The sequence below is a fragment of the Bacteroidota bacterium genome (assembly GCA_039111535.1).
In the GTDB taxonomy this organism is placed as follows: domain Bacteria; phylum Bacteroidota; class Rhodothermia; order Rhodothermales; family JAHQVL01; genus JBCCIM01.
Window position 1 is genome coordinate 1 of the sequence record JBCCIM010000025.1, and the last position, 24,422, is coordinate 24,422.

Consider the following 24,422-nt stretch of genomic DNA (forward strand, 5'->3'; position numbering starts at 1 on the left):
ATCACACCGAGCACGAGATCCGAAGATCGTTTCTTTTGCATGTTTATTACTACTTTCTAGTGCAATTCGAAGTCTGCCTTAGACCGCGCTATCAACCACCAGAGATAAGTTGTTTGAACCTTCTCTTGTTGTTGGAATAATGCATAGCCGTTTCGGGCGTAATGAAGCGTTGCTGCATTAACCTATACAAATCTTGCTCCATAGTTATCTGCCCCTGGCTACCACCTTCCCACATCATCTGATAAATTTCGCCAACGTTGTTATTTTTGATAGCGGCACGTGTTGAAGGTGTCATCCAGAGTACTTCTTTCGATAGTATTCGTCCCCCTCCAACTTTCGGGCAGAGCTTCTGCGAAATAATACAGCGCAAAACGTCAGCCAGACGGTTTCTTACGCGATCCTGTTCATCTGTTGGATATTCAGCAATAATACGGTCGATGCTCTCCACAGCAGAACTGGTATGAAGCGTGGAAAACACTTTGTGACCAGAGTCAGTCACTTCAAGTGCCGCCGAGATGGTTGTCGGATCACGCATCTCACCAATTACAATCATATCCGGGTCCTGGCGAAGGGCCTGAACCACGCCGTCTTTAAATGTTGCAACGTCTCGCCCTACTTCACGATGTCGTACAATACAGTGTTTAGACTCATGCATATACTCAATCGGATTACCGATGATTACAACATGGGCGTGCACATCCTGATTGTTCGCATCAATGATGGCGTCGAGCGTGGTACTTTTACCAGAACCGGTAACTCCGGTGACAAGCGTAAGCCCATCTCGAACGTTTCGGAACATCAATCCATTTTCTATTATCGGATGAAACTTCAAAGAACTAAGCGTTCTGAGTTTATCCTCAATAGCACGAACGTTAAGTGCAAGATGCCCGTAATCGAAATAAACGGTTACACGAAAGCGTCGGTCGCGCTTGCCTTCAACGTAAAGGGCGTAGGAGAAGTCTGCAGCTGAATGTGTAAAGAGGTGATCAATCTGGGCTTCAGATAACATATTGAGGAAGAGGATATCAGCCAGGTCCTCATCAATGCGCCCCATTTCTTTATGGGGGCCTTTGTTACCGTCAACGCGGTACCAGATGTACCCATTACACGCAGTGCCGCCGGCGTCGATATCACTCGCGCCAATTTTCAACATGTGTTTCACGTAATGGTCAACATGCTGCCGCAGAATCGCGCGGTCTTTGTCCAGCAAGGCCATTACATGCTCACTCAAGAATCGTACACGATCAATTCCTTTGACCGCACGTGGCACAGAATCAATAATGATCTGGCAAACCTTTGGAGGTTGGGGTGCTAAAGGAACCTGAACACGGGCTTTCATGGCGCCTTCTTTACGAGGCCCACGATCCCAACGGATTTCGTTACTTTGAGGATTCAAGATATACTTCGCGTTGGTAGTGAGAAAAAACTACGATTCTCCAAGCGGCGATAGGCGATTGATGTCTAACTGCACGAATTTCCCCGTCTGCTGTGTTTTCTATTGTGGATCAAGAAAACCAGTATGATGATTCCAGTTTCTGCGACGCTCACACGGGAACGCCCTGAAACTGTTCCTCTGATAAGGACAGCGCGCGACAGTTAATATAAAGACATGTAACATTAAAGCTCCATTTGCGAACGGACTACATCCTGTGGAGCAAGTAATATTAGATAATTCGCTTGATTCAACTATGTTTCCCGCGGAGGGAAACCCGACAGTTTATCTAACTGCTTTTTTAAAAGTACGCATATTCAAGCAAAAACTAAAACGAACTGCTATTTCTGGTCAATTTGCGGCAAGTAGACCAAAAGTTGTGCCCCAGTGCGTTTCGGGAATATAAGCATCTTCTCCATAGGGCATGGCCATCGCAACTTCTATGCTAATCTGCTCTGCATCAGCCACAGCAAATACATTCTGTCCCCGATCGTTTTCGAGGAGTATGTTAAAATGGGTAACATATGGCGCACTCTCTCCTGTTACGGTCCCTCCTACAAGGCGCTGAACCTGCCAAAGCGGTACATCTGTACCATTGATTTCCATAAACACTTGCTGACCAGAAGTCGTTACCGGAATCACCTGATATTGCACAGTGGCGACGCCTGTTGTATCGCTCTGTTTGCGATCGAAGGTAAACTGTCTTGTCAAAGTTGGAATCGTATCATTCTGGGCAATACCTGATATACCATTTCCCGTTGTAACTCCCCAACCAACATTTACCATATCCTCTTCCACCCATTTGCCAAAATCCAGGATATTCTGGTTCGCAGCGTACATCATCACCTGTTCTGCTGATACACGCTGCACACGCTGTTGCATGATAACAAGCAGCAAAAGAACAGCTATACCTATCAGTGTGGCAGAAAGATTATCGAAAATAAGAAACATGTCATTTCCTCAGGAGCAGATTGCTACAAACAACCATCTGCTGGTTCGCAAACTACAAGACGCGTAATGCGAATGGGTTTTAGCATAATGCCTATTAAATCCTGTGCTTCTACAGCAATTAATTTGGAATAAGTCTCATATGTAACAGAGGAATCCGGATTGACAGTATCATCCACGTAGAACACCTCTGCTGATACTGCAAAGGCAAACGTATCATCCCGCCCAGAAAAAGACATGGTATCTACCGTCATACTATGGTAGTCGTCTACATCCAAACAATTCAGATCCAAACCCTGCAAAAGGCAGTCATTACCCTGTACAAATGGCAGATCTTGCAACTCAGAAGGATTAGAGACGGTTGCGGTACCAGAAACGGCATTATCAAATTCACGCTGACTGATGTATTCGATGGACCGCAGCGCAACAGCAGATGCCATGAATTCCATCTCATCATTCAACATCAACTCATAAGCCAACAACATCGACTGCTGCTGGTTTAAAGACAGCATGGTAACGATCATCATTGCCAGAAAGGCTAGAACGGTCTGCGGCATAGTAAATACCCAGTAATACAGGTACCTAGCCGGGGGTTCTAGGGCAATTTAAGAACTAAGAATGAGGGGGGATCAACCTTCAGCAGTCACAACGCGAATCATCTCGCGAACAGACGTTTCGCCCAACTTCACAATTTCACGTGCCGAGTCGCGCAACGTAAGCATGCCTTCTTTTACGGCTTGCTCTTTGATGGCGCCTTCGTCGATCATTTTGTCCGCCTCAACAATCATGTGCCGGATTTCGCGGGAGAAAAAGAGCGCTTCACAAATGGCGCGACGTCCTTTGTATCCAACCCCTTTACAGGTTGGACAACTGGAATCGTTGCCTGGCTCGTAAAACGTGAGGTTGGCTACTTCTTCTCTCGTAAACCCAAGCTTTTCAAGCATAATGCCATCTGGATCCAGGTCGGGCTGCTTACAGGTTGGGCAGAGCTTTCTGATCAGTCGCTGGGCAACAATCAGGTTGATCGCGTAAGCGATCAGGAAGGGTTCGATACCCATTTTGTAGAGTCGGCTGATCGCGCTCGGGGCATCGTTGGTATGGAGCGTGGAGAAGGTAAGGTGACCCGTATTGGCAAGCTTGATAGCAAGCTCAGCCGTTTTCTTGTCACGCATCTCACCCACCATAACAATGTCGGGGTCATGACGCAGGATAGCGCGCAGTGCGTTTTCGAGCTCCAGCTTGAAATTCAGCTTAATCTGCCTCACGCCTGGGATGATATACTCCACAGGATCCTCAACCGTGAGCACATTCACTTCACCATTGATTACGTGGTGCAGCGCAGCTACAAGCGAGGTACTTTTACCCGAACCGGTTGGACCTGTAAGAATGACCATACCATGCGGCTGCGAGATTGCAGACTCAAACGTCTCCATCGCGCTATCAAGCAAACCGAGTTTGCGCAAATCACGGATTACTTTACGGTCATCGAGTACACGAATTACAATACTTTCAGAGCGAATTTCCTGGCTGGCATTGGCAATCGGCAATACCGACACACGAAAACGGATGAGTACGTCATCAATCCAACGCTGGATGTAACCATCCTGTGCGGCATCCCGCTCGAAGCGGTCGACGTTCATTGCGTTGTCTTTGATAACGGCTAGCAATGCTTCCGGGTGCACTTTGTGCTCGGTATGCCAGAGCGAAAGCCGGCCGTCGATACGGAAGTGAATTTCTACACGCTTCTTGGCATTCGGATAAATATGAACGTCCGATGCGCCCTGACGCACAGATTCAACGAGCGTTGCCTCAAAGAGGTTAATGAGCGACGAGCGACTAATTTCAGCCTCAAGCGCATCTTCGTCGATGATCTCGGTGCCTTCTTCGTAGGTCATGCCAAGATCAAACGCCATGGGATCTTCCAGAACGCGCTCCATGAACTCGTTCTTACGCGGGAAGGCCTCAACAATCACAGCTTCCACTGCAGATTTCGGCGCATAATACAGGTCAAAGCGATCCAGCTTCAACTCTTTCATGACCTTACGAACTTCGGTGCGCATTGGGTCATGGGTAATGAAGACGAGCTTAACGGTACCCGACTGCTCTGTTTCGCATTCAAACGGTACCAGATGCAGGTTTAAGAGGCGATCTCGATTTTCCTCGGAAAGCGTCTCCATCACAGAACGCACAAACTTGGCATCCAGCTTATCTTTGGTATCTGCGATTGGGAATGCGTAGATACGCGCAGCTTCTTCAAAGACTGCATCGCTGTCAACAGACTCCATCGCAACGAGAATACGCCACAGCGTTTCTCTGGAGCTCTCACGCTCCTTAACCTTTTGCGCTTCGTAGACCTGCGTAGCTGTCACAATCTGCTTTTTGAGCAGAATGCCGACAACGCGGTCTTTTGTACGAAGGGCTTCAATATCAATTGATCGAGGCTGGGCTTCCAGTTCCTCCGTCTGACGCTTGGCTGGCAATTGCGAGCCGGGTGCTGGCGGCTGCGGAGGGATTGCCGCGGGGCCACCAAAATGTGGCGGCACTTGCTCGTCAGGCACAATTTGTTCAGGCTGCTGCGGGCCACGTGGCTCCTGGACAACTTCGTCAAAGAAAGCACTGGCAAGATCATCAATACCGCCGCCGTCTTGGGGGCTGGCATCCTGTACACCGATATTTCCAAAGCCGTCGCCCATAATGGCATCAGCATCAAGGGGAATACCAGCGTCAGGTTTCTGACCGGGACGCGGCACAAGTTCTATGTCTTCTGGGCCAAGTCCATTGCCGGCAGGCCCAGGCGTCTGATGTACATCAGCCCGATAATCATTTACTTCTTGAGAATGTGTATATCCTTTAGCACTTGCAGTGTCTTGAGGCGCGGGCTGGTCATCGTCAGAAATGAAATCTACCAACCAATCCAGCCGTGGACCGCGATCATCCTCATCATCAAACTCAAATCCATCAGCCATCTGGTCTTCCAGACGCTGCGCAGGAGAAGCAGGCGGCGGCGGTGTTGGCGGCGCAGCCTGGTTGCCTTTTGCTTTGCGCGCAGCAATGGCACGACGTACAGATTCTAGATCGTTGTCAGCACCACCAGCCGGCGCATTGTCTGCATCTTTACCAAAGAGTGCAGTAATTTCATCACGTGCGGCAACATCCCAGTCAATTGAAGACATTTTTTTGGATGCGCGGCGTTGTGCAACAGCACGGCGTGTACCTTCAAGGTCTTTGCCGTTCTGGTTATCCTTTTTAGACCGACTAAAAATTGAGGCCATCTCCTCTTTCGCCTTTGCATCCCATCCACCAGCAGGTTGCTTTGGTGCAGGTTGATTTGCGGCCGGCTTAGGGGGCACACCATTCCCATGACGCATCTCATCCTGGTGAGATCGCCTTGCTTGCTGATCCTTTTTCTTATTTCCGCCTTTCCGTTTAAACAACATGCTGATACTGCCTTTAGATCAGAGCGATTATCTAAGTAGCACCTAGCCGCCAATACCCATAATATCCTGGGTATTTGGCTGAATGAGCGCAATCTCAGAAGAGATTATTGTAAGGAAACAGATGGCTATTGTGATTAGTACGGCAACCATGGTTTGAATACCTTCCACAGCTGTTCTCAACTTGAGCGTAGTTTCTTTTTCGTAATAATCAGCCATTTGCTGCGAGCTTTTACGGACATTACCCGTCTCAGAGCCACTTCTAAATCGAGCAATAGCCATAGGCGTAAACACACCACTGGCCTCCATGGCTCTTACAAGCTCAGCACCCTGTGCCACCATCATAGGCACAGTTATGGTCTTTATACGATGTTCCAGATAAGCGTTCCCGCTTGCTTCAGCGGCAACCTTGATCACACTGATATTTTCACCGCTACCAGAGTACAAGATAGCAAATGTGCGACAAAAAATCTCAATGTTCAATTTGTGCAAAAGTGACCCAATTACGGGAATCTGGATCATGTATCTATGCAAAATGAACTTACCCTTCGTCGTTTTTGCAAAGACAAAAAAACCACCGACCAGTAAAAAGGTGAGGGTAAAGACCCAGCCGTAGTTGTGGTCAAACCAGTCAGCAAACTTGAGTGTTGCTGTGGTCATTGGGGGCAGTTCGATATTGTATGAAGAGAACAGGCCAGCGGTTGCAGGGAAAATGTACCATACATACCATACAAACGCGGCAATGAGCACAAGCACGGTAATCGCCGGCGTAATCATAGCGCTGCGAACGCTTTTATTGAACTCTTGCTGTCGTTCAAGAAATCGGGCTGTTGATTCGTAAATATCAGCCATGTTACCGCTTCGTGATGCAATGCCAAGCATATACGCGGTAAACTTGCCCAGCATGTGCTGGTGCTTCATAAACGCTTGCTGGGCTTCCATCCCGCCTTTAAGGTCGGCATTCAAGTCACGAATAACCTGCTTGAGGCTTTTGGACGAAACGTCCCCCACAAGCAGATTAAGAATTTCGTCAAACGGCAGATGTTCACGAAGGAGGTTGGCAGACAACCGCACAAACATAATAACATCCTGTCGTGGCGGCTTAATTTGGAAATCGAGTAATTTTTTCTCTACCCGAATAACCTCAAGGCCCATTTTGGTAAGCGCCTTGACAATTTCTTCCTGAGAAAAAGCTTTTTGCTCACCACTGGCAACTTCGCCATTCGGATGCCGAACTTTGTATAGAAAGGCTTGGCGTTTCTGGATACTCTGCGGGCGAAAATGATGCTTTTCAGAAAGGCTGGTTACTTTCTTTTCAGCTGCGCGCTTGGAGGGAGCAAAAATAGTCCCTTGCACTGGCTGCCCTGCTGCGCTGATTCCATTGAATTTAAATTCTTTGACAGCCATGAAAAATTTGATGCAGGTGGTTTACTGAAACAGTTCGGAGTTGCCGGAGAAATAGACAAAGGCACCCCTAAAGTACAAAATAAGAAATTATTTATATAGCAAAAACAGCGCCAGACCTAAACGAGAATGCCTGACCAGGCTTTAATCCAGGGTAATTCCCCCGTTGTAGTCAATATCTGTATCGACAATTTCTTCGCCGGCTACACTTACCCGCACGCCAACATCCGGAAAGCGTTTACTGACAGCAATGATGACGAGAGAATCAGAAGTGGCCGTAATAATTTTAAACTCTCCCCCTTCTGTCTGATCGCCTATAAAGAGGCGGTCAAACCCTCCTTCGGTCAATCCAGCGTAGCTGGCATTACCGCCTTCAAAAGGATCTGTTTTCGCTTTCCAGAATACGGCTTCTTGGGCAATGCTTAAACATCTGTTAATGAGGGCATCAGCATCATGCTGCTTAAAGCTAATCTCAGACGCCGCATATCCGGCAAGGATAGCTACGCCAACAATGACAATCCCCATTACAAGCAATAATAGCTGCTGCTGCCCCATGGTACCTTACAAATTCGCAACTTAGCAAACTAAGGTTGCCCTTGAGAGCAACCTTGCGAAGAAAACCCCTAAAGCCGGGGGGAATTATAAGGGGAAACACTAGCGCATATAGATGAGCATTGGTGTTGCTGAGAGAAGCCATGTTGTCTCACAACACCAATACTCATCATTATGCAATATGGAATGGCTTCAAAAAATCGAAGCCAAACGCTACTCCTTACGGAGTTGTACAGCCAGCAGGCGCCGTTGCCGGGTTGATGGCTGTAGTAATGTTTTCAACCAAGACGCCGGCAACCGTCACACAAATGAGGTTGTTGTCACCAGCACCACTCGTAGCAGCGCTACCAGCAGAAATAACAAGGTTGTTGCCATTTACTGAAATAGCATACTCACCGTTTACATCGGCATAGTTACCATCGCCGTTCAGCGGGTATCCCAATCCTTCAAGCGTAATCTCTGTAGAAAGACCGTTAAAGTTAGTCCGACGGTCACCATTCGTGTCTAGGCTTGCTCCACCAAACTGGACTGGTTTACGCAAAAATGCCTGCGCGTCTGACGCAATACGCATAGCTGTCATTACCATTGCGTCTGCATTTGCTTTTTTCTGGTTCTCACTAAACGCCTGAATACCAACGACAACCGCCAAACCGACGATTACGATACCCAGTACGAGAAGTAGGAGTTGTTGCTGACCCATAGCAGAATCTCCGTGTTTTGTTTAGGTTATTATATTGAAAGATGATGCGGCTTAATGTCCCAGGCACATGGGTCTATCCCATGGTGGGGTATCAACTTGTCTCCATAGCGTACGAGTTGTACAAGGTTTATCGACACAATAAATACATCTCTTAAGCCAACGAACTGCACCTACCTGATGTGAAAACGCTCATTAAACGCCCATACAGTATAAGACAGCGTAAGGGGGCAATTTTCAGTTATTTCGCTGATAGCACCTCCCTTTTAAACAAAGGGACTTGATCAGGAACAGTTAACATTTTTTCTCACAATGAATCTCATATAGATTCAAGGCTCGTCCTCCTATTCTTGTATTGATAAGGCACAAGTCCGTGTTCTTCAAGCAACCTGTTTAAAAAATGCATCAAATTCTGAAGCATTCGCTTACGGGTTCCAACACCGTGAGAACAACAAGTAACTTTGATACAGACACCAATTATGCCAAAAAATCAAGTTTGAGCAGGAATTTACGTAAAGAACAAAAAACGAACGTATTGATTTCTTTTTGAGTAGTTAATCCAAGTCCTTTTGAATTCACTCATCCTGATCGTTACACACATGTTACCATGCGAAAAAACAGGATTACAAATAGTAATCATTCACACCTACGCTAAAGCAGACAATCTAACCACACTGCCTCTATTTCGTTCAACGCAACAACATGTCGCGCATCGCGTAACTTTTTAAGACGCATTATTCGACATGCCGTCTTATTTTCTGACTTCTCCCAAACCTAACCCTGTGCTATGTCTGCTACCAACACATCCGAAAGTTCATTCGAACACATGAAAGTCAAAGGCAACCAACTCAAGGAAAAAATCAGGGAAATTATTGAAGAAGGCACTGCGCGGCGTGTCATCATACAAAAAGATGGACGAACCTTGCTTGAATTCCCGCTTGCCATCGGCCTCGGTGGCGCTGCAGCTGCTATTTTGCTCCATGCACCACTTACGGCAGTTGGTGCCATCGCAGCACTTGTTACTGATGTTCAGATCATCATCGAACGCGATACAGTTACGGCTGAATCTGCAGATGAAACAACTGAATCATCAGACAACGAAGAGGAAGACTAATACCAATATCTATCTTTCAGTCTTGTTAAGAACAAAGTCCAGCTCTTTTACCTACAACATATAAGCCATTGCAAGTACAAAAGAGCTACGGGCAATAAACATCAATAAACAGGGCCAGTTGTCACAAAGCTGTGTTGTTTCAGTTTATTACCTCGGTGTATTCTATACAAGAGTGTTGCATAAGTATTCATTCAACTTTCAGCCGGCGCACAGGCGTACTCCCCCCATCATCTCGGGTCCTCTCCTGCATAAAGTACACCGCCACGTTTTCTATTCCTTGCCGCCGGCCTTCCCTCTCATAGTATGCGAGCATATAGCTTCCATGTATCGCACCCTTGTTCATCACCCACTCCATATACTTGCGCCAGCGCTGGTTACCATAGGTGTTTGCGATATTCGCCGGCCGATCCCACTGCAAAGCCTCGTTTTTAGCGCGTAAATCAATACCCTCCCCTCCTGGCCTGTAGCCGGCAACCACAAACCAACCATCTCTACGCGGCGGCTCGGGTGAAAACATATCCCAACGCTGCCGCAAATTTATTGTATTCACAACCGGCTCCACATGCACATACAACCCGTCGTAATACGATTCATCCATCATACCAGCATACAGCATTGCACTCGAAACTACCCCAAACAGTGCTAACACCGCAATCAACGTCTCTGAGACGCCAGGTAACACATTTACAGTTTTTTCTTTTATGGAAACCCATGCTTCCCACCGCTTGCGTAGCTGCCCCCCCAACTGCCTCACCGTACCTATCTGTGTCACTTTATCCCAAAACCCAGCAGGCAACACAAGAATCCAGGCAGTAATACAGATATAAGGAAAAACCCCAAGCTCAAAAGAAATCGCCAATCCTACATGAAACAACATGAACGTAATAGCCAATACCGTGCGAACCGCTCCTGTAAAAAATGGGACCACGAGCAAGAGCGGCCCCCACTTTTCTAAATGCAACGTTGCAAGCGTCAACATGCGCAACACCTCATCTGGCAGTAACAGCAACTGCTGACCAAGGGGCGAGACTATTCGATCCAGACTTAGGGCGAACGCAATGGCCGTACCGTCGATCTGCCAAACAGGGCTAATTTTATGGTGACCAGCCAACACATAGAACAACCCTATCTGTAGTAGAATACCCAACGTTGCCAGCGAAACTACGCGAATTGGCAGTTGCTGACCAGCCGGCTTTTGCATACCATCCCATGCATAACGCGCACCTAATGGGAGGAAAATTCCCCAAAACAATAAATCTACAAGCAGCCAATCACCCAGGTTGTTTACAAACGGATTTCGGACATGCAGGGACAATAACAATAGCCAGCACACAAAACACGACACCCGGCTTCTATATCCGATCAACAATGCGACCGCAGCAACCCCAGTGGCTAAAAACAGAAGCACTTGCAGCAAAGCACCACCACTCAACATATGAAATGACATGAGCCACGGCTGCTCTGCGTGTGCAATAACCAATTCACGGGGTACAACACCGGCATCTGTGTAGTGTGCAACCAGATCAAATGAGCGATTGAGTAGGTCGACCAACACCATCCAGGCAATCATGATGCGAAACGCGCCGAGCGCACGCAAATCAATACCGAGCAATTCTTCGATCTTTAGATACAAACCAGACGTAGATGCTGTATTTTCCGCTTGCTCACTCATTTACACTAAAGTTTTAACGTATGCACCCGGCCTTCCACGCCAATCTTACTTCCGTCGTTTCGTTTGGTACCATACAAAGAGCAGCACAGGTGCTTCAAGGTGTGGCAAACCGCACGCCTGTCATGACTTCGCGCACTATAAACAAACGCACAAGAGCTTCTGTTTTCTTCAAATGCGAGAATTATCAACGCATCGGCGCATTCAAATTCCGAGGTGCATACTTTGCGCTTTCAGAGCTTGGTGCAAAAGAAAAAAACCAAGGTGTGATTACCTACTCGTCAGGCAATCACGCACAGGCTGTAGCCCTTTCAGGTAACTTGCTAGAGATACCTACCACGATTGTTATGCCTGAGGATGCGCCGGCTGTAAAAATTAGCGCAACAAGGGGCTATGGTGCCGAAGTTGTTTTGTACAATAAGGAAGAAATCACCAGAGAAAAACTGGCCAACGAAATTGCGGCGCAACGTGGTCTCACCATCATCCCGCCCTACGATCATCCCGATGTAATCGCCGGCCAAGGTACAACTGCCCTAGAGCTCTTTGATGAAACTGGCCCCCTCGACGCCCTCCTTGTATGCTGCGGCGGAGGCGGCCTCCTTTCTGGGTGCGCAATCACAACTAAAAATATTTTACCATGCTGCGAAGTAATTGGCGTAGAACCTGCTGCTGGAAACGACGCCAGGCGGACTTTTCTTTCGGGAGTATTACAGCAAGTACACAATCCGGATACCATCGCCGACGGTGCGCGTACGCCTTACCTCGGCAAATACACACACCCGATTATCTCTAATTATGTTGACGAGATATTGACCGCAAACGACCATGACATCCGAAAAACCATGTTTTTGCTTTGGGAACGTATGAAAATTGTAGTTGAGCCTACAGGTGTACTCGCAGCAACGGCGTTTCTGAATAATGCTGAACGATTTAGAGGGAAACGCGTTGGAGTCGTCCTCACAGGAGGCAATGTAGATTTGAAGAAATTGCACCTCTTTTTTAAATGATTGCCCATTTCCTTATATCAACTATATACAATTGTTACGCATTGCTATTTTCCTCAACGACAATAAACTAGGCAGGTTTGTAAAGATCCACATTATCCAGCCGGCACATTGTACTATCTTAGCCGGTTGAAATCAGGTATTGAATAGCAGTATTTTCCCCTCTATGTATAGAGCTCTATGAAAGTAGGAATTATTGGAGCAGGACCGGCAGGTATCACCGCAGCCTATCAACTTTCGAAAGCCGGCATAGACGTTGACCTGTACGAAGCCGGCCCTGCTGTAGGCGGATTGGCAAAAACCATCACCCTCTGGAATCAACAGGTTGACCTTGGCCCGCACCGCTTCTTCAGCACCGACCGACGCGTCAACGAGCTCTGGCTTGAAGTTGTTGGTCAGAACTATGCGATGGTTGACCGCCTTACTCGGATCTACTACAACAAAGATTTTTTCAATTACCCGCTCCGTGTTGGCAATGCCCTCAAAAACCTCGGACCATTTGAAGCGGCGCACTGCCTGCTTAGCTATTTCCAGCAAAAAGTTAACCCCATCGAGCAAGATGGGTCTTTTGAAGACTGGGTTGTCAACCAGTTTGGCCGACGCCTTTTCGACATCTTCTTCAAAACCTACAGCGAAAAGCTCTGGGGTATCACCTGCAAAGAACTCGATTCTGACTTTGCGTCGCAGCGAATCAAAAAGCTTTCACTCACTGAAGCTATCAAAAACGCTGTGGTTGGTGGCCGGGGTAACAAACACAAAACCCTCGTTGATCGCTTTGCCTATCCACACCTCGGCAGTGGCGTCGTATATGAGCGCATGGCAGAGAAAATAACTGCCCTGGGCAACGTAGTCCACCTAAACACGCCTGTTGAACGCGTCGTTCTTGAAGATGGACAAGCCCGCGCCCTGGCGCTTACAAGCGGGCAAACGGTTGCTTACGATCATATCATCTCTTCAATGCCGCTCACGTTGCTTGTACAGCGACTCGAGAACACCCCGCAGCAATTACTCGATCACATAAACGAGCTCAAATTTAGAAACACAACGCTCGTTTATCTCAATGTTGACCATAGCGACCTGTTTCCCGACAACTGGATTTACGTACACGACCCGTCACTACAATTTGGGCGCATCACCAATTTCAGGAACTGGACACCGCAAATCAACAACAACGAGACGACAACCATTTTAGCGCTTGAGTACTGGAGCTACGACGAAGATCCTATGTGGAAAGCAGACGATGAAACCCTCATCGCGCTTGGCAAAAAAGAAATCAGGCAAACTGGCCTCATCGGAAGTGCTGATATCCTAGATGGAAAAGCAATCAAAATCCGCCGTTGCTACCCTGTCTATAATAAAGACTACAAGGTACATCTCAAGCCTGTAGAAGCTTATCTCTCCTCGATAGAGGGGCTGTCAGTAATTGGTCGGTATGGTGCCTTCAAGTACAACAACCAGGACCACAGCATTCTGATGGGTATTCTTGCCGCAGAGAAATTAACTCAAAATGCCGACCACAGCCTGTGGGATATCAATACCAATTACGACACCTATCAGGAAACTGCATTGATTACTGAGACGGGACTAACCAAGGCATGAGCACCTCGCCCAACATCCCGCAGCCAAAGCCGGCCGTCGGATTTAAAGCACCCATTATTATCTTCTTCCTCTTCCTATGCTCTGTTCTCCTGCGTACACACGCATTTGAAGAGTCTATCAGGGGCGGGCACGTTTGGCTCACCGCGCACACCGTCATGACCATGCAGATCTGGTTTGAAGACGGACTCCAGGCACACCACTACAGCCCAGTCTACACCTACAACAACGACGCAGATCGAAATATCAGGAGCTTGACCAGCGGCATTCCGGACGAAAACGGCAACTACTACTACGTTTCATACGGTCCAGTCAGTTTTCTTTTAGCCTACCTGGTCTTGAAAACTACCGGGATGGAGCCTTCGCTTTTCGCCCTCCAATTCCTGAACTTGATCATTCATTTCCTCACCTCGCTGCTCATCTACATCATTCTGTGCAGGTTTTACCGCAAACGGGTCCGCGATGCCGTTTGGGTGCCGGCGCTGGTTGGAAGCATCATTTACCTCTTTTCGATGCATCCGCTGTGGTGCCACACGTACGTATATTTTGCAGATACCTTGATCCAACTCCTTTGGGCCAGCGGCATTTACATGGTGATTCAACTTTTCCTCTATAACAAAATTCAGAATTGGCGCTACGTATTGGGTTTTGGAGTACTGGTATTTGTGTCCATTCAAACGGAATGGATCGGGTTGCTCTTTGCTGCCATCGTATTCTGTTTTGCAACCCTGTACGCCTTTAAAGACAAACATTTCTTTGGCCTCATGGGAGCGATTGCGCTGGCTACTTGCCTTGCCCTGGGCTTGTTCGTGTATCAGTATGCGTCAATCAATGGACTCGATGAGTTCCTGGAAGCTTCGTTTCAAAAGTATTTCCAGCGTAGCGGCTATGACAAAGAAAGCTGGTACTTTACCCAGATCGAGCTTATGCATGTGCTCAAACATTACCGCCGGCTCTACTACCCTATTGCCGGCATGATTCTGTTTCTTCTTCTTGCCTCTTTTACCATCAAAAGAACCCGCATGGAGAAAACGAGGAAGCAAGAATTCACCCTGTTTTTGAGTATTCTGATTGTCCCAATCTTGCTCCACCACAGCCTTTTTCTTGGCTTCACAAAAATCCACGACTTTGCGCTACTCAAGTCTTCCTTGCTCGCAGCCTTTGTGATTGGTATGCTGTATAACCGGTGCACCTTCCATGCTGAACCAGATCAGAAGAAATTCTACCATATCGTTTCATCCGCTATCATCAGCTTGATGCTGATGCTGAGCTTGCTTTCTTTTTATGATTTTGACCGGTTTGAATACAAATACATCTATGAACGGGTGGCCAGCATGGTGAAAGCAACTGCAGCCGACGATGAGGCGCTATTCATTATAAGCGAACGCGACCGCGAAAATGGCATTATGGTGTATATCGATGAACACCGCTCCATCAGTCCACAGGTTCAGATGATCGCCAGGCGGAATTTACTTGGTATCGCTCATAAATCAGATGCTTTTGCGCATCTGCAACGATACAACCTGCAAAAAGGGCGCATATACACGATCAGCACGGAAGGGCATATTATTACCATAGAGCCCATAACTATAGACGAGGCAAAACGCCCCCAACATTGAAGCCATGCGTCTGTCTACGTTGTCTTTTGCCTGCCTCCTAGGCCTTTTTGCACTATCGATTGCGGTTCGCAGCCCACACATCAATAGGCCTTTGTCTACCAATTACGAATGGGTTACTGCCCATACGTTGGTAACCTTACAAATCTGGCAAGAAGAAGGTATGTTTGCGCACGGCATGCGCCCTATCTACACCTTTTCGAATCCGAATGATCACTATATAAAGTGTCCGATCAGCGGTATTTCAGACGATACAGGTAACTACTATTATGTATCATACCCGCCCTTTGCCTTCATCTTTCCACACGTGATCTTCAATACCCTCGGAATAGATCCAGATGTCCTTTCGCTGGAATCACTCAATCTGCTGTTGCACTTTCTGTGTGCGGTGATGCTTTATTTGCTGATTGGCAACCTGCTGCCGGCAGACAGTAACCGGCGGGCAATCTCGATACCTGCGCTCATCGCTGCGGCCATCTACATATTTTCGCCCCTGCCCCTATGGCACCACGCAAATGTGTACTTCGCCGACATTCTTGTCCAATTGTTTTTCATCATTGGACTCTATCTAAGTCACCGTCTCCTCTTTGCCCCCGGCAACCAATCGGACCGCCGGCTCTCAGCATTGCTATTTCTCACTCTTTTTCTGATGGCTTACACAGAATGGATTGGCTTTCTATTTGGCATCTGTCTGGCTGCGCTGGCACTTCTTTTCAGAAAACACGTCCGGCATGGTGTACGCGTGATATGGATTTCTTTCTTTGCGTTGCTCTTCAGTGGTCTGCTTACATTTTTTCAGTATAGCACAATTAGTGGGATTACAGATTTTATTGATATTGTACTCAATCGCTACACTGAGCGCAGTGGCCATCTCGGCAAAAATGAGTTTTATCAGCTCAACGCCCATTTGTATCTGAGCAAAGTATACCTCCGCAACTACTTCCCTCAGTTTGTGATTATTGGCTTCCTGGGGTTGATGATGTGGATCGTCAAACCGCTAAAAGTCCGGCTTTCAACTGAGGAGAAGGTGTTTTTATTGCTCGCCTTACTGCCGGCATTACTACACCATGTAGTACTTTTTGAGTTTACCCTCGTTCATGACATGGCCCTGGTAAAAACCTGCGTCTTTATCAGCTTGCTATCCGGCATACTGCTTTACCGGGTACAATCTGCAAAAATAAGCCAGGAAGGCATTGCGTTTAAAATTGTCCCTCACTTTGTGATTGTATCGATGCTTGCCTTTTCAGCATTTCTCTATCACGCGCACGTGATTGAACCAGACGGATTTTCCTTCAAAGCCCTTGGAGAAGAAATCAGGGCAAACGCCGGCCCTGACGATACTGTCTTCTTCAAAACGACCCGTACCCTCGGCGATTTTCTAATACAGGCACCGGAAAACTTTGTTATCGCACCCCAAATACAATATTATTCGGGAAGATGCATTCAGGTTGTGCCAGACGCAGCTTCAGCCAGAGTGCATTTACAAAAATACAACAAGCCCCAAGGTGTGATATTTACGATTGAAAACAATCGGTATCAGATCGAACAGATGGAGCGAATTGCTATTGATTCGCCGTAAGAGCAAACCGCTACATGGATCACAATACAGCGCGCAAAGCCTACCTGGATGGACTCGTAACCAAATACGAAACGCAGGCATTCATCCAACTTGATCCTATATCTGTGCCACATGGCTTTGACGATCCAGCTGATCAAGAAATCATTGGCCTTTTTGCCGCGCTGCTCGCCTGGGGACAACGAAAAACGGTACTTAGCAAACTTGCCGATTTGTGCGAGCGCATGGACTTCAAACCCCATGCTTTTGTATACAACTTCAACGCAATCCAACACGAATCAGTACTTGCAGGCTTCAAGCACCGCACTTTTCAACCATCAGACGCTGTCTGGCTGATTCAAAACCTGTCTTCGATACTTAAGCGCTACCAGACCATTGAGCGGGCTTTTGCCGCTTTCGACGATTCATCGGAACCACATGTTGGGCCGGCCATACAGGGATTTAGTGACTTGCTATTCTCCATACACCCGGAAACACCCCGCCGGCTAAGAAAACACCTTGCGCGTCCATCCACAGGTAGCGCGTGCAAACGCTTGTGCATGTATCTCCGCTGGATGGTACGCCCCGGGCCTGTTGACCTTGGCATCTGGACGCAGATTGCTCAGCACAAACTTGTACTCCCTCTCGATGTACACTCCGGCCGGCAAGCCCGTGCGCTCGGATTTCTTACGAGGAAACAAGACGACTGGCGCGCTGCACTGGAATTAACGGAAGCTTGCAAATTACTCTGCGCCCAAGACCCTGCAAAATACGATTATGCGTTCTTTGGCGTTGGCGCCTACAAAGAACCGCTCGACGCCCGGTTTATCGTCAATCCCACGCCAGCTAAATGACCTTTCGGTTGCGCATCACAAAAGAGATTGACTCTTTGAATGAGCGCATTGCCACTTTAAAAAGTTTGAAATGTTTGATTGAGACAGTGCCCGTCTGCCGAAACTGATTCTTTATGGGCATCTCTTTACAGCGAAGTTTTTTTGCGCCAGCTGCCATCCCGGTAATCAGAACATTAGGCGCAAACGTATCAACAGGAATACGCTGAATAAGCGGACTCAAAGCTGCGCTTCTGAACAAGCGAAAGGGAGAATTAACATCAACCAACCTACTCCCAAACCCTAAACGGACAACCAGCCAGGCGATGTATGAAATAAACTGTCGGGAAATCGGGAAGTCTTTATGCGAGCGCTGCCCGAGTAAAAAGTCATAAGAATCGCGAAGCTCCCAGAAAGCCTCAAACTGGTCTGCCCGTATTTCATTGTCTGAGTCGATCTGAAAAATCCAATCTGCATGCCGCGACTCAGCATATCCCCGCAAGATCGTCGGGCCGTGTCCCGTATTCGGCTTGTTGACTACAACGAGATGGGGGTAGGTAGCATCTAGCTGTGACAGGATATCAAGCGTATTGTCTTTAGAGCCGTCATTATAACACCTGATTTCGAAATCCACACCCATCCCGGAGAGCGTATCATGCCAGTCCTGCACCACAGTTTCAATGATTTCTTCCTCATTGTAAACGGGCATTACTATCGATAATCGGTCTTTTGTTTTATTCATCTTCGCAATTGACCCTGAACGTCAGGCTTAAGGGGATGTACGCCGGGAGACTAGCTGACGGGTAGAAAAGACCTTGCAGTATGCATTTTGGAATATTGGCTCGGACTGCCAAACCCAAGATGCACTATTTCCCCAAACGGGATCGGCTTTTTTAACTACAAGCAAATCGATGTTATATAAATTGGTCATCGCCTGAACTTCCGCAGGCGTATTCTGATCCTCAAAAATGCGCGCTATCGCATCATAATGGGTATAAAACGTGTCACGGTTCACGCCATACAGTTGCCCCAATGTCGTATCGGCTATCGCAACCTGTCGGTTACCGTATAACGCATGGAAATATTCAATCTCAATTTTCGGGTTATGCTGCAGCACAGCTTCTTGTGGTGCAGTTTGATCAATCCACTCGTAGGTCTCCCTGATTGCATAGCCATAGGCGCCCTGCTCCGCGTAGGAAAACTGCCGGATAACAAATGCTTCATAGACATTGGACCCTATACCAAGCGCCAGCATGCCAATGAGCACATACCGCATCGCCGGCTCAAGCTTAAGCGTTGGGTACGCTTTACTCCCAAAACACGCTGCGCAAACAGGAATCCCATATACAAGCATGGCAAACTGGGCAAACATAAAGCCCCGCCAACCCAGATCGTTATTTTTAATATTGGACTTGACAAAGGTGCATAATAGCAACGATACCAAAAACATCACCAGCATGAACTGCTCTTCCCGCTCCAGGGGCCGGGCCTCCTTTTTCCTAAAATCCCAAAACAGCCAGGTTGCCATCAGGAAAAAACCCAATTCAAGTATATAATTGATCGGCAATGCCAGCAGGCGCAATAGCAACATCCCCACACCAGAAACCCCCAAACGCATCTGCTCCAGAATGGGAAACGGGCGCACAGTGAATGCAAGTGGCGACCGGCTAAGGCTTTGCGATCCGTACAAATCGAGAATGTATGGCACAAGAAGCAAGGCCGTTGTCAAACCAACCAATAACAAGGGAAAGAGCTCATTCTTTCTGTCAATGGTCAATACAACGATCATCCAGACCATTAAAATCACAGCCGCTGCAAACGCGATCCAAATGGACATCCCCACCGCAGATGCCAGAGCCAGTACAGCGAAAAGAAGCAATAGATTGCTGCCGGCTCCTGTCTCTTCGTTAAACCGTTCATTAATCAGTAAAAAAGCAAACAAACAGCAAACAAAAGCGCCAACGTAATGTGGCACCCAAAGTATTGCGCTAATCCAGGCGCTGACCTGCTCATTCCACCACTCAATCGAAGGAATTAACAGACCATCAGCTCCCTGTGTTGAATGCGTGAGATAACCACTGTATGCCGGTATAAAATCCAGGCCTGTTACAAGTAACAACAGCAGGCCCCGGACGATATGCCGTGGTGAAAGGCCCAGCTTGATGCGTTGCCGCTTCATCCAAAACAGCATCACAACAACCAGCGATATCCCGCCCCACATAATACTACCCATGACGGCATGGCGGGCTGTTACAATGCTTCCCCCCACAATATCTACAATGCTGCAGAGCTGAAACCAGAAGTAATAATAAAACAGCTCTACCGGTGCTGTCGGGTAAAAGCTGGGATTGACGGGCGGAATGCCGGTCATAGAAATGGCATTGGTTACTGCAGTGTGTTTCGTATAGTCGTAAGATACAAGCGGCCGCACCAGTTCCCCATCAAGAACCAGATCGACCATATAACCCATGGCAACAAGCAGCGCAATACCCAGACCCAACAAGAGGCGAAGGTGTTGCTTTACCATGGCACGCAAGCGGTCCATTGCAAACGATCGCCCGACAAATGAGGTAGTGAAGAAACCCATCCAGCTTACCGCCAAGAGCGTCCATACAGCCGCTATACCGCTGGTTTTGCCTATGAGGTAAATAGCAATGGGGCAACAGGCAAGCGACAACAACAACGCGACGCTGAGTTGATAGCCTAAACCGCGAGATCTGAATTGCAGAATATCTGAGAAGTAGCCAAGAGCAAATCCTGGCAGGATGATCACCAGAGGAAAGAGCGCAAATGCGCTTGATGCCCCCAGTAAATCAGAAACAGTAAAATGCACTAAACAATGGATTAGAAGTCAGCTAGGCAGTACCGCCTACTTTTCGATAGGACTGCTGATAATAGAGCAGCGGCTTGCCCAGAGAAACAGCATTGGCTTCCAGTACTTCGCCAATTATGAGAGAATGATCGCCGGCTGGCACAACATTAAATGGCCGGCAAAACAAGATGGCCAATACATCATCCAACAAGGGCAAGTCATCCCCATCAAGATGGTGCAACACACCCTCAAACTGCTGTTTGCTGGATTGATGAGGAATAGAGAAACGCTCACTTAATGCAGCCTGGTGTTCAGACAAGATCTGTACAGCAAATCGGTCTGACGCCATCAACACATCATGCATTGATGACTCATGCATTACATTAAATGAAATGAGCGGCGGATCCAGTGACACGCTGGTAAACGAACCAATGGTTATACCCTTGGCGCCTTCTGGCGTATCAACCGTAACAATCGTTACAGGGGAAGCAACATGCCGCATAACAGCACGCAAATCTTCACCAGTAAGTAGTGCAGACATTGAATTAAGGTTTAAAAAACCTGGTAGGAATAATTAAAGCTGCTGCCGGCCAGTAGATCAGGTAAAGACGTCTTTAACCTTGCTAAAAAACGATTTTTTATCATCATCTTTCTCTGGCTGCGGGATAAAGGAAGGAGATTCTCTGTACTTTTCAAAGAAGTCCCGCTCTTCATCGGTCAGGGTCTTTGGTGTCCATACATTGATACGGACCATCTGATCTCCCCGCCGATTGCCATTTAACTCAGGCAATCCGCGACTGCGCATACGCAGTATTTTGCCAGATTGCATCCCAGGATCGATATCCAACCGGGCGCGTCCTTTCAATGTAGGCACTTCAACTTCAGTACCCAAAGCCGCCTCTGGGAAAGAAATGTGCAAATCATAATAGATGTCTAATCCCTCGCGGGTGAAATCTTTGTTTGCAACTTCTTCAATTTCAACGCGAAGGTCTCCGGTTGTACCGCCTCGGATACCGGCATTACCTGCCCCACGTAACGTCAGGTAATTGCCTTCCAATACACCTGGAGGCACCGTAATTGTAATGGTCTCCTCCCCTTTCTTCCGCCCATCACCATTACAGCTTTTGCACCGATCGTTGATGATTCGTCCTTCTCCCTGGCAAGTTGGGCAGGTTTGCACGTTCACAAACTGTCCGAACACCGAACGTGTGACCTGGCGCACCTCTCCACTTCCCTGACAGGTCGGGCAAGGTGAATAACCTTCTTTTCCTGCTTCTGCACCTGACCCAGAACAAGGCTCACACTTCACAAACTTGCGCACCTTGATTTTTTTCTCGGTGCCCTCGCTTATTTCAGCCAGTGTGAGGGGTAACTTGATGCGCAGGTCTCCACCGGGGCGGCCGCTCCGTCGTCGGCCACGCGGCCGGCCACCAGCTGCGCCACCAAACACCTCATCGAAGATGCTCCCGCTGTTACCAAAAATATCGCTAAACGCGCTGAAGATATCATTGATGTCCTGAAAGCCCGCTGCGCCGGCACCATTGCCACGAACGCCAGAATGCCCAAAGCGGTCGTATCGCTGACGCTTGTCAGCATTCGACAGGACTTCGTAGGCCTCCGCAGCTTCTTTGAACTTAGTTTCAGCTTCTTTATCGTCCGGGTTACGATCAGGATGATATTTCAGGGCAAGCTTGCGGTATGCTCGCTTGATATCGGCATCTGAAGCGTTACGTTGGACACCTAGTATTTCGTAATAATCGCGCATGTACGTTCAGGTCAGTACTGGTCACATCAGGCTGCTACAACAACCCGGGTGTGACGCAGTACACGATCCCCCATCCGATATCCTTTCTGGATCTCTTCGAGCACAGTGCCCGGTTCAGTATCTTCAGGGGCGGGTTGCTGCATTAATGCTTCGTGTTCTTGTTCGTTGAAGGGCTGACCTTTGGCTTCAATGGGCTCAACACCCAGCCGGGCCAACTCATTCTGGAATTTGTCAAATACCAACTCTACCCCCTGCTTCAACTGCTCGTATCCTTCCTGGAGTTGGTCTTCTTTTTCCTCAAGTTGCTTCACGGCATCAACCGAACGCGTAAAGTCGTCGAGGATTTCCAGCATTTGCTGGACAACTTTTGCTTTGCCGGCTTCAAAGAGCATGGTTTTCTCCTGCTCAGTTCGCCGCTTGTAATTCTGAAACTCTGCAACCTGCCGCAACAGCCGGTCTTTCGTTTCTTTAAGTTCTGTTTTTAAGTCGGTTACTTCTGAGACTGACTCAGGTACTTCTTCAGTGCTCTCCTCCTCCTCTTTTACTGCTTCCTTTTCATCAGCCTGCGACTCAGCAGCTTTTGCTGCACCTTCTCCAGAAATCTCTACTGTATCTTCCATATCATTCATAATTCCAAAATGCGCAACCGGTTAACTGGGTACTGTTCAGAGGGCTTCCAGGGAAAATGGTTAAATCTAAATCAATTGCGTTCGCCTTCTTGTTTGCTGAGGATTACAGAAACCCCTTCAACAAGGGAAAAGACATGCGAATAGTGCATTCTTTTGGGGCCAATGACACCAAGTGTACCTTCTGTATTCCCAAAGCGATAGCGCGCTGTTACAATAGAATATTGGTTTACTGTCCCATCATTGATTTCACTGCCTATCCGGATATTAACCTGGCCAGGCTTCACAATGGGTTCGTTTTCGAGTAATTCTACAATGAAATTTTCATTCTCGAGCAGTTGCACGAGGTCTTTGAGGTCTTCTGGTTGCTCCAAAAACTCAGGTTGGGCAACAATGTTTTGTGCGCCGGCATAACTAACGCGTCCGTCTTCCTGTTCGCTGAAGATATTATCAGAAGATTGCAATACGAGCTTCACAAGCCCGGTCGGCTCGTTCTGAACATCCCGCATGCGATCCGCATACGTTTTGCGAATTTCGTCGATGGATAACCCAGCGAGCCTGCTGTTGAGCAATGCCACCACATCATCCAATTCCCGCCGACCCAGCGTAGTATGCAATTCGAGTACAACAGTTTTCACCAACCCGCCTTCCAGGCTGATGACGAACATAATCCGGGATGACGAAAGCGGCACAACTTCCAGCCTTTCAAGAATCCCGCTGCTCAACTTTGGACTGAGCACAACGCCAAGCAAGTTTGAAAGCCGGCCCAGGATTCGAGAGCATTCGCGTAACAACACATCAGGTTGATCTTCCAATCCACCCAGCTTGGCCTGAAGGTATGCCTGGTCATTCATAGACATGCCCTGCGGCTGCATCAATTGGTTGACAAAGGTACGATACCCTAATTCCGTAGGAATCCGACCAGCTGATGTGTAGGGATGATCAAGCAAGCCACGATCTTCCAAATCACTCATCGTGTTCCGTATTGACGCGGCACTAAGCCCGCCAGGAAAACGCTTTGACAAAAAGCGTGAACCAACCGGGCCGGCAGTATCAACAAAGCTCCGTACAACCAGACGTAAAATTTCGCCTTCCCGTACGGACAGTTTTTCGTTGAATGATGGGCTATATGTCTGTTGCTGATCACTCATGTTAGATACCTAAATCGAGCAAAAGCCTTGCCGATCAGTTCAAGGCAGAGCAATATAGGTCGAATCGGCAGATACTTATACTTACCAGCACCATTTTGGTTGATCCAACGCGCAGGATAACTGCCAATATTACCTATCACGTTCAGGGGCCTGCCACGCTGACACACACATTACTGCGTATTTCCTATAAATCCCACACCTTCTCGCCTGTTTTTTG

At 47.8% G+C, this 24,422-nt stretch carries 20 protein-coding genes; 6 read left to right on the top strand and 14 right to left on the bottom strand.

Annotated features, from left to right (window positions below; genetic code table 11):
• Nucleotides 1-91: 91 nt before the first annotated feature.
• The 7 genes from AAF564_06175 to AAF564_06205 all read right to left on the bottom strand — a co-directional run bounded on the left by AAF564_06175 (nucleotide 92) and on the right by AAF564_06205 (nucleotide 8,470).
• Complete coding sequence (locus AAF564_06175; protein MEM8485115.1) at nucleotides 92-1,231, bottom strand: type IV pilus twitching motility protein PilT; 1,140 nt, start codon at nucleotides 1,229-1,231, stop codon at nucleotides 92-94.
• Nucleotides 1,232-1,783: 552 nt separating this feature from the next.
• Nucleotides 1,784-2,383: a hypothetical protein gene (locus tag AAF564_06180; protein MEM8485116.1), complete on the bottom strand. Its 600-nt coding sequence runs from the start codon at nucleotides 2,381-2,383 to the stop codon at nucleotides 1,784-1,786.
• A 23-nt stretch (nucleotides 2,384-2,406) separates the two neighbouring features.
• The gene (locus tag AAF564_06185; GenBank protein MEM8485117.1) at nucleotides 2,407-2,937 is read right to left on the bottom strand and encodes a hypothetical protein; all 531 of its coding nucleotides are present in this window, start codon (nucleotides 2,935-2,937) and stop codon (nucleotides 2,407-2,409) included.
• A 72-nt stretch (nucleotides 2,938-3,009) separates the two neighbouring features.
• A complete protein-coding gene (locus AAF564_06190; protein MEM8485118.1) occupies nucleotides 3,010-5,817 on the bottom strand; it encodes a GspE/PulE family protein in 2,808 nt (935 codons plus the stop codon).
• 42 nt (nucleotides 5,818-5,859) lie between these two features.
• Nucleotides 5,860-7,221, bottom strand: coding sequence for a type II secretion system F family protein (locus tag AAF564_06195; protein MEM8485119.1), 1,362 nt, complete (start codon nucleotides 7,219-7,221; stop codon nucleotides 5,860-5,862).
• A 141-nt stretch (nucleotides 7,222-7,362) separates the two neighbouring features.
• Nucleotides 7,363-7,773 (bottom strand): hypothetical protein, encoded by a 411-nt coding sequence (locus tag AAF564_06200; protein MEM8485120.1) that lies wholly within the window; start codon nucleotides 7,771-7,773, stop codon nucleotides 7,363-7,365.
• 217 nt (nucleotides 7,774-7,990) lie between these two features.
• Nucleotides 7,991-8,470, bottom strand: coding sequence for a hypothetical protein (locus tag AAF564_06205; GenBank protein ID MEM8485121.1), 480 nt, complete (start codon nucleotides 8,468-8,470; stop codon nucleotides 7,991-7,993).
• Nucleotides 8,471-9,254: 784 nt separating this feature from the next.
• On the opposite strand from AAF564_06205, the gene AAF564_06210 reads away from it, so the two are divergent.
• The gene (locus tag AAF564_06210; protein MEM8485122.1) at nucleotides 9,255-9,581 is read left to right on the top strand and encodes a DUF4342 domain-containing protein; all 327 of its coding nucleotides are present in this window, start codon (nucleotides 9,255-9,257) and stop codon (nucleotides 9,579-9,581) included.
• 187 nt (nucleotides 9,582-9,768) lie between these two features.
• Here AAF564_06210 and AAF564_06215 read toward each other — a convergent pair whose 3' ends face one another.
• Nucleotides 9,769-11,253, bottom strand: coding sequence for an HTTM domain-containing protein (locus AAF564_06215; GenBank protein MEM8485123.1), 1,485 nt, complete (start codon nucleotides 11,251-11,253; stop codon nucleotides 9,769-9,771).
• Nucleotides 11,254-11,273: 20 nt separating this feature from the next.
• On the opposite strand from AAF564_06215, the gene AAF564_06220 reads away from it, so the two are divergent.
• The 5 genes from AAF564_06220 to AAF564_06240 all read left to right on the top strand — a co-directional run bounded on the left by AAF564_06220 (nucleotide 11,274) and on the right by AAF564_06240 (nucleotide 17,875).
• Complete coding sequence (locus AAF564_06220; protein ID MEM8485124.1) at nucleotides 11,274-12,257, top strand: threo-3-hydroxy-L-aspartate ammonia-lyase; 984 nt, start codon at nucleotides 11,274-11,276, stop codon at nucleotides 12,255-12,257.
• A 177-nt stretch (nucleotides 12,258-12,434) separates the two neighbouring features.
• Nucleotides 12,435-13,853, top strand: a complete 1,419-nt coding sequence (locus tag AAF564_06225) for an FAD-dependent oxidoreductase (GenBank protein ID MEM8485125.1) — start codon at nucleotides 12,435-12,437, stop codon at nucleotides 13,851-13,853.
• Nucleotides 13,850-15,469 (top strand): hypothetical protein, encoded by a 1,620-nt coding sequence (locus tag AAF564_06230; GenBank protein MEM8485126.1) that lies wholly within the window; start codon nucleotides 13,850-13,852, stop codon nucleotides 15,467-15,469. The genes AAF564_06225 and AAF564_06230 overlap by 4 nt, the downstream gene beginning before the upstream one ends.
• A gap of 91 nt (nucleotides 15,470-15,560) precedes the next feature.
• Nucleotides 15,561-17,045, top strand: coding sequence for a hypothetical protein (locus AAF564_06235; GenBank protein MEM8485127.1), 1,485 nt, complete (start codon nucleotides 15,561-15,563; stop codon nucleotides 17,043-17,045).
• Between the two features lie 14 nt (nucleotides 17,046-17,059).
• Nucleotides 17,060-17,875 (top strand): TIGR02757 family protein, encoded by an 816-nt coding sequence (locus tag AAF564_06240; GenBank protein ID MEM8485128.1) that lies wholly within the window; start codon nucleotides 17,060-17,062, stop codon nucleotides 17,873-17,875.
• Here AAF564_06240 and AAF564_06245 read toward each other — a convergent pair.
• The 6 genes from AAF564_06245 to hrcA form a co-directional block, all read right to left on the bottom strand.
• Nucleotides 17,868-18,593 (bottom strand): glycosyltransferase family 2 protein, encoded by a 726-nt coding sequence (locus AAF564_06245; protein MEM8485129.1) that lies wholly within the window; start codon nucleotides 18,591-18,593, stop codon nucleotides 17,868-17,870. The two genes, AAF564_06240 and AAF564_06245, sit on opposite strands and share 8 nt — an antisense overlap.
• A 27-nt stretch (nucleotides 18,594-18,620) precedes the next feature.
• Complete coding sequence (locus AAF564_06250) at nucleotides 18,621-20,684, bottom strand: hypothetical protein (GenBank protein MEM8485130.1); 2,064 nt, start codon at nucleotides 20,682-20,684, stop codon at nucleotides 18,621-18,623.
• A gap of 22 nt (nucleotides 20,685-20,706) precedes the next feature.
• Nucleotides 20,707-21,204, bottom strand: a complete 498-nt coding sequence (locus AAF564_06255) for a flavin reductase family protein (protein ID MEM8485131.1) — start codon at nucleotides 21,202-21,204, stop codon at nucleotides 20,707-20,709.
• 57 nt (nucleotides 21,205-21,261) lie between these two features.
• Entirely contained in the window at nucleotides 21,262-22,428 is a 1,167-nt protein-coding gene (dnaJ, locus tag AAF564_06260; protein MEM8485132.1) for a molecular chaperone DnaJ, read from the bottom strand.
• A gap of 26 nt (nucleotides 22,429-22,454) precedes the next feature.
• Nucleotides 22,455-23,048 carry a nucleotide exchange factor GrpE gene (locus AAF564_06265; GenBank protein MEM8485133.1) on the bottom strand — a complete coding sequence of 198 codons (594 nt, stop codon included), beginning with the start codon at nucleotides 23,046-23,048 and terminating at the stop codon, nucleotides 22,455-22,457.
• An 80-nt stretch (nucleotides 23,049-23,128) separates the two neighbouring features.
• A complete protein-coding gene (gene hrcA / locus AAF564_06270) occupies nucleotides 23,129-24,205 on the bottom strand; it encodes a heat-inducible transcriptional repressor HrcA (protein ID MEM8485134.1) in 1,077 nt (358 codons plus the stop codon).
• Between the last annotated feature and the right edge of the window lie 217 nt (nucleotides 24,206-24,422).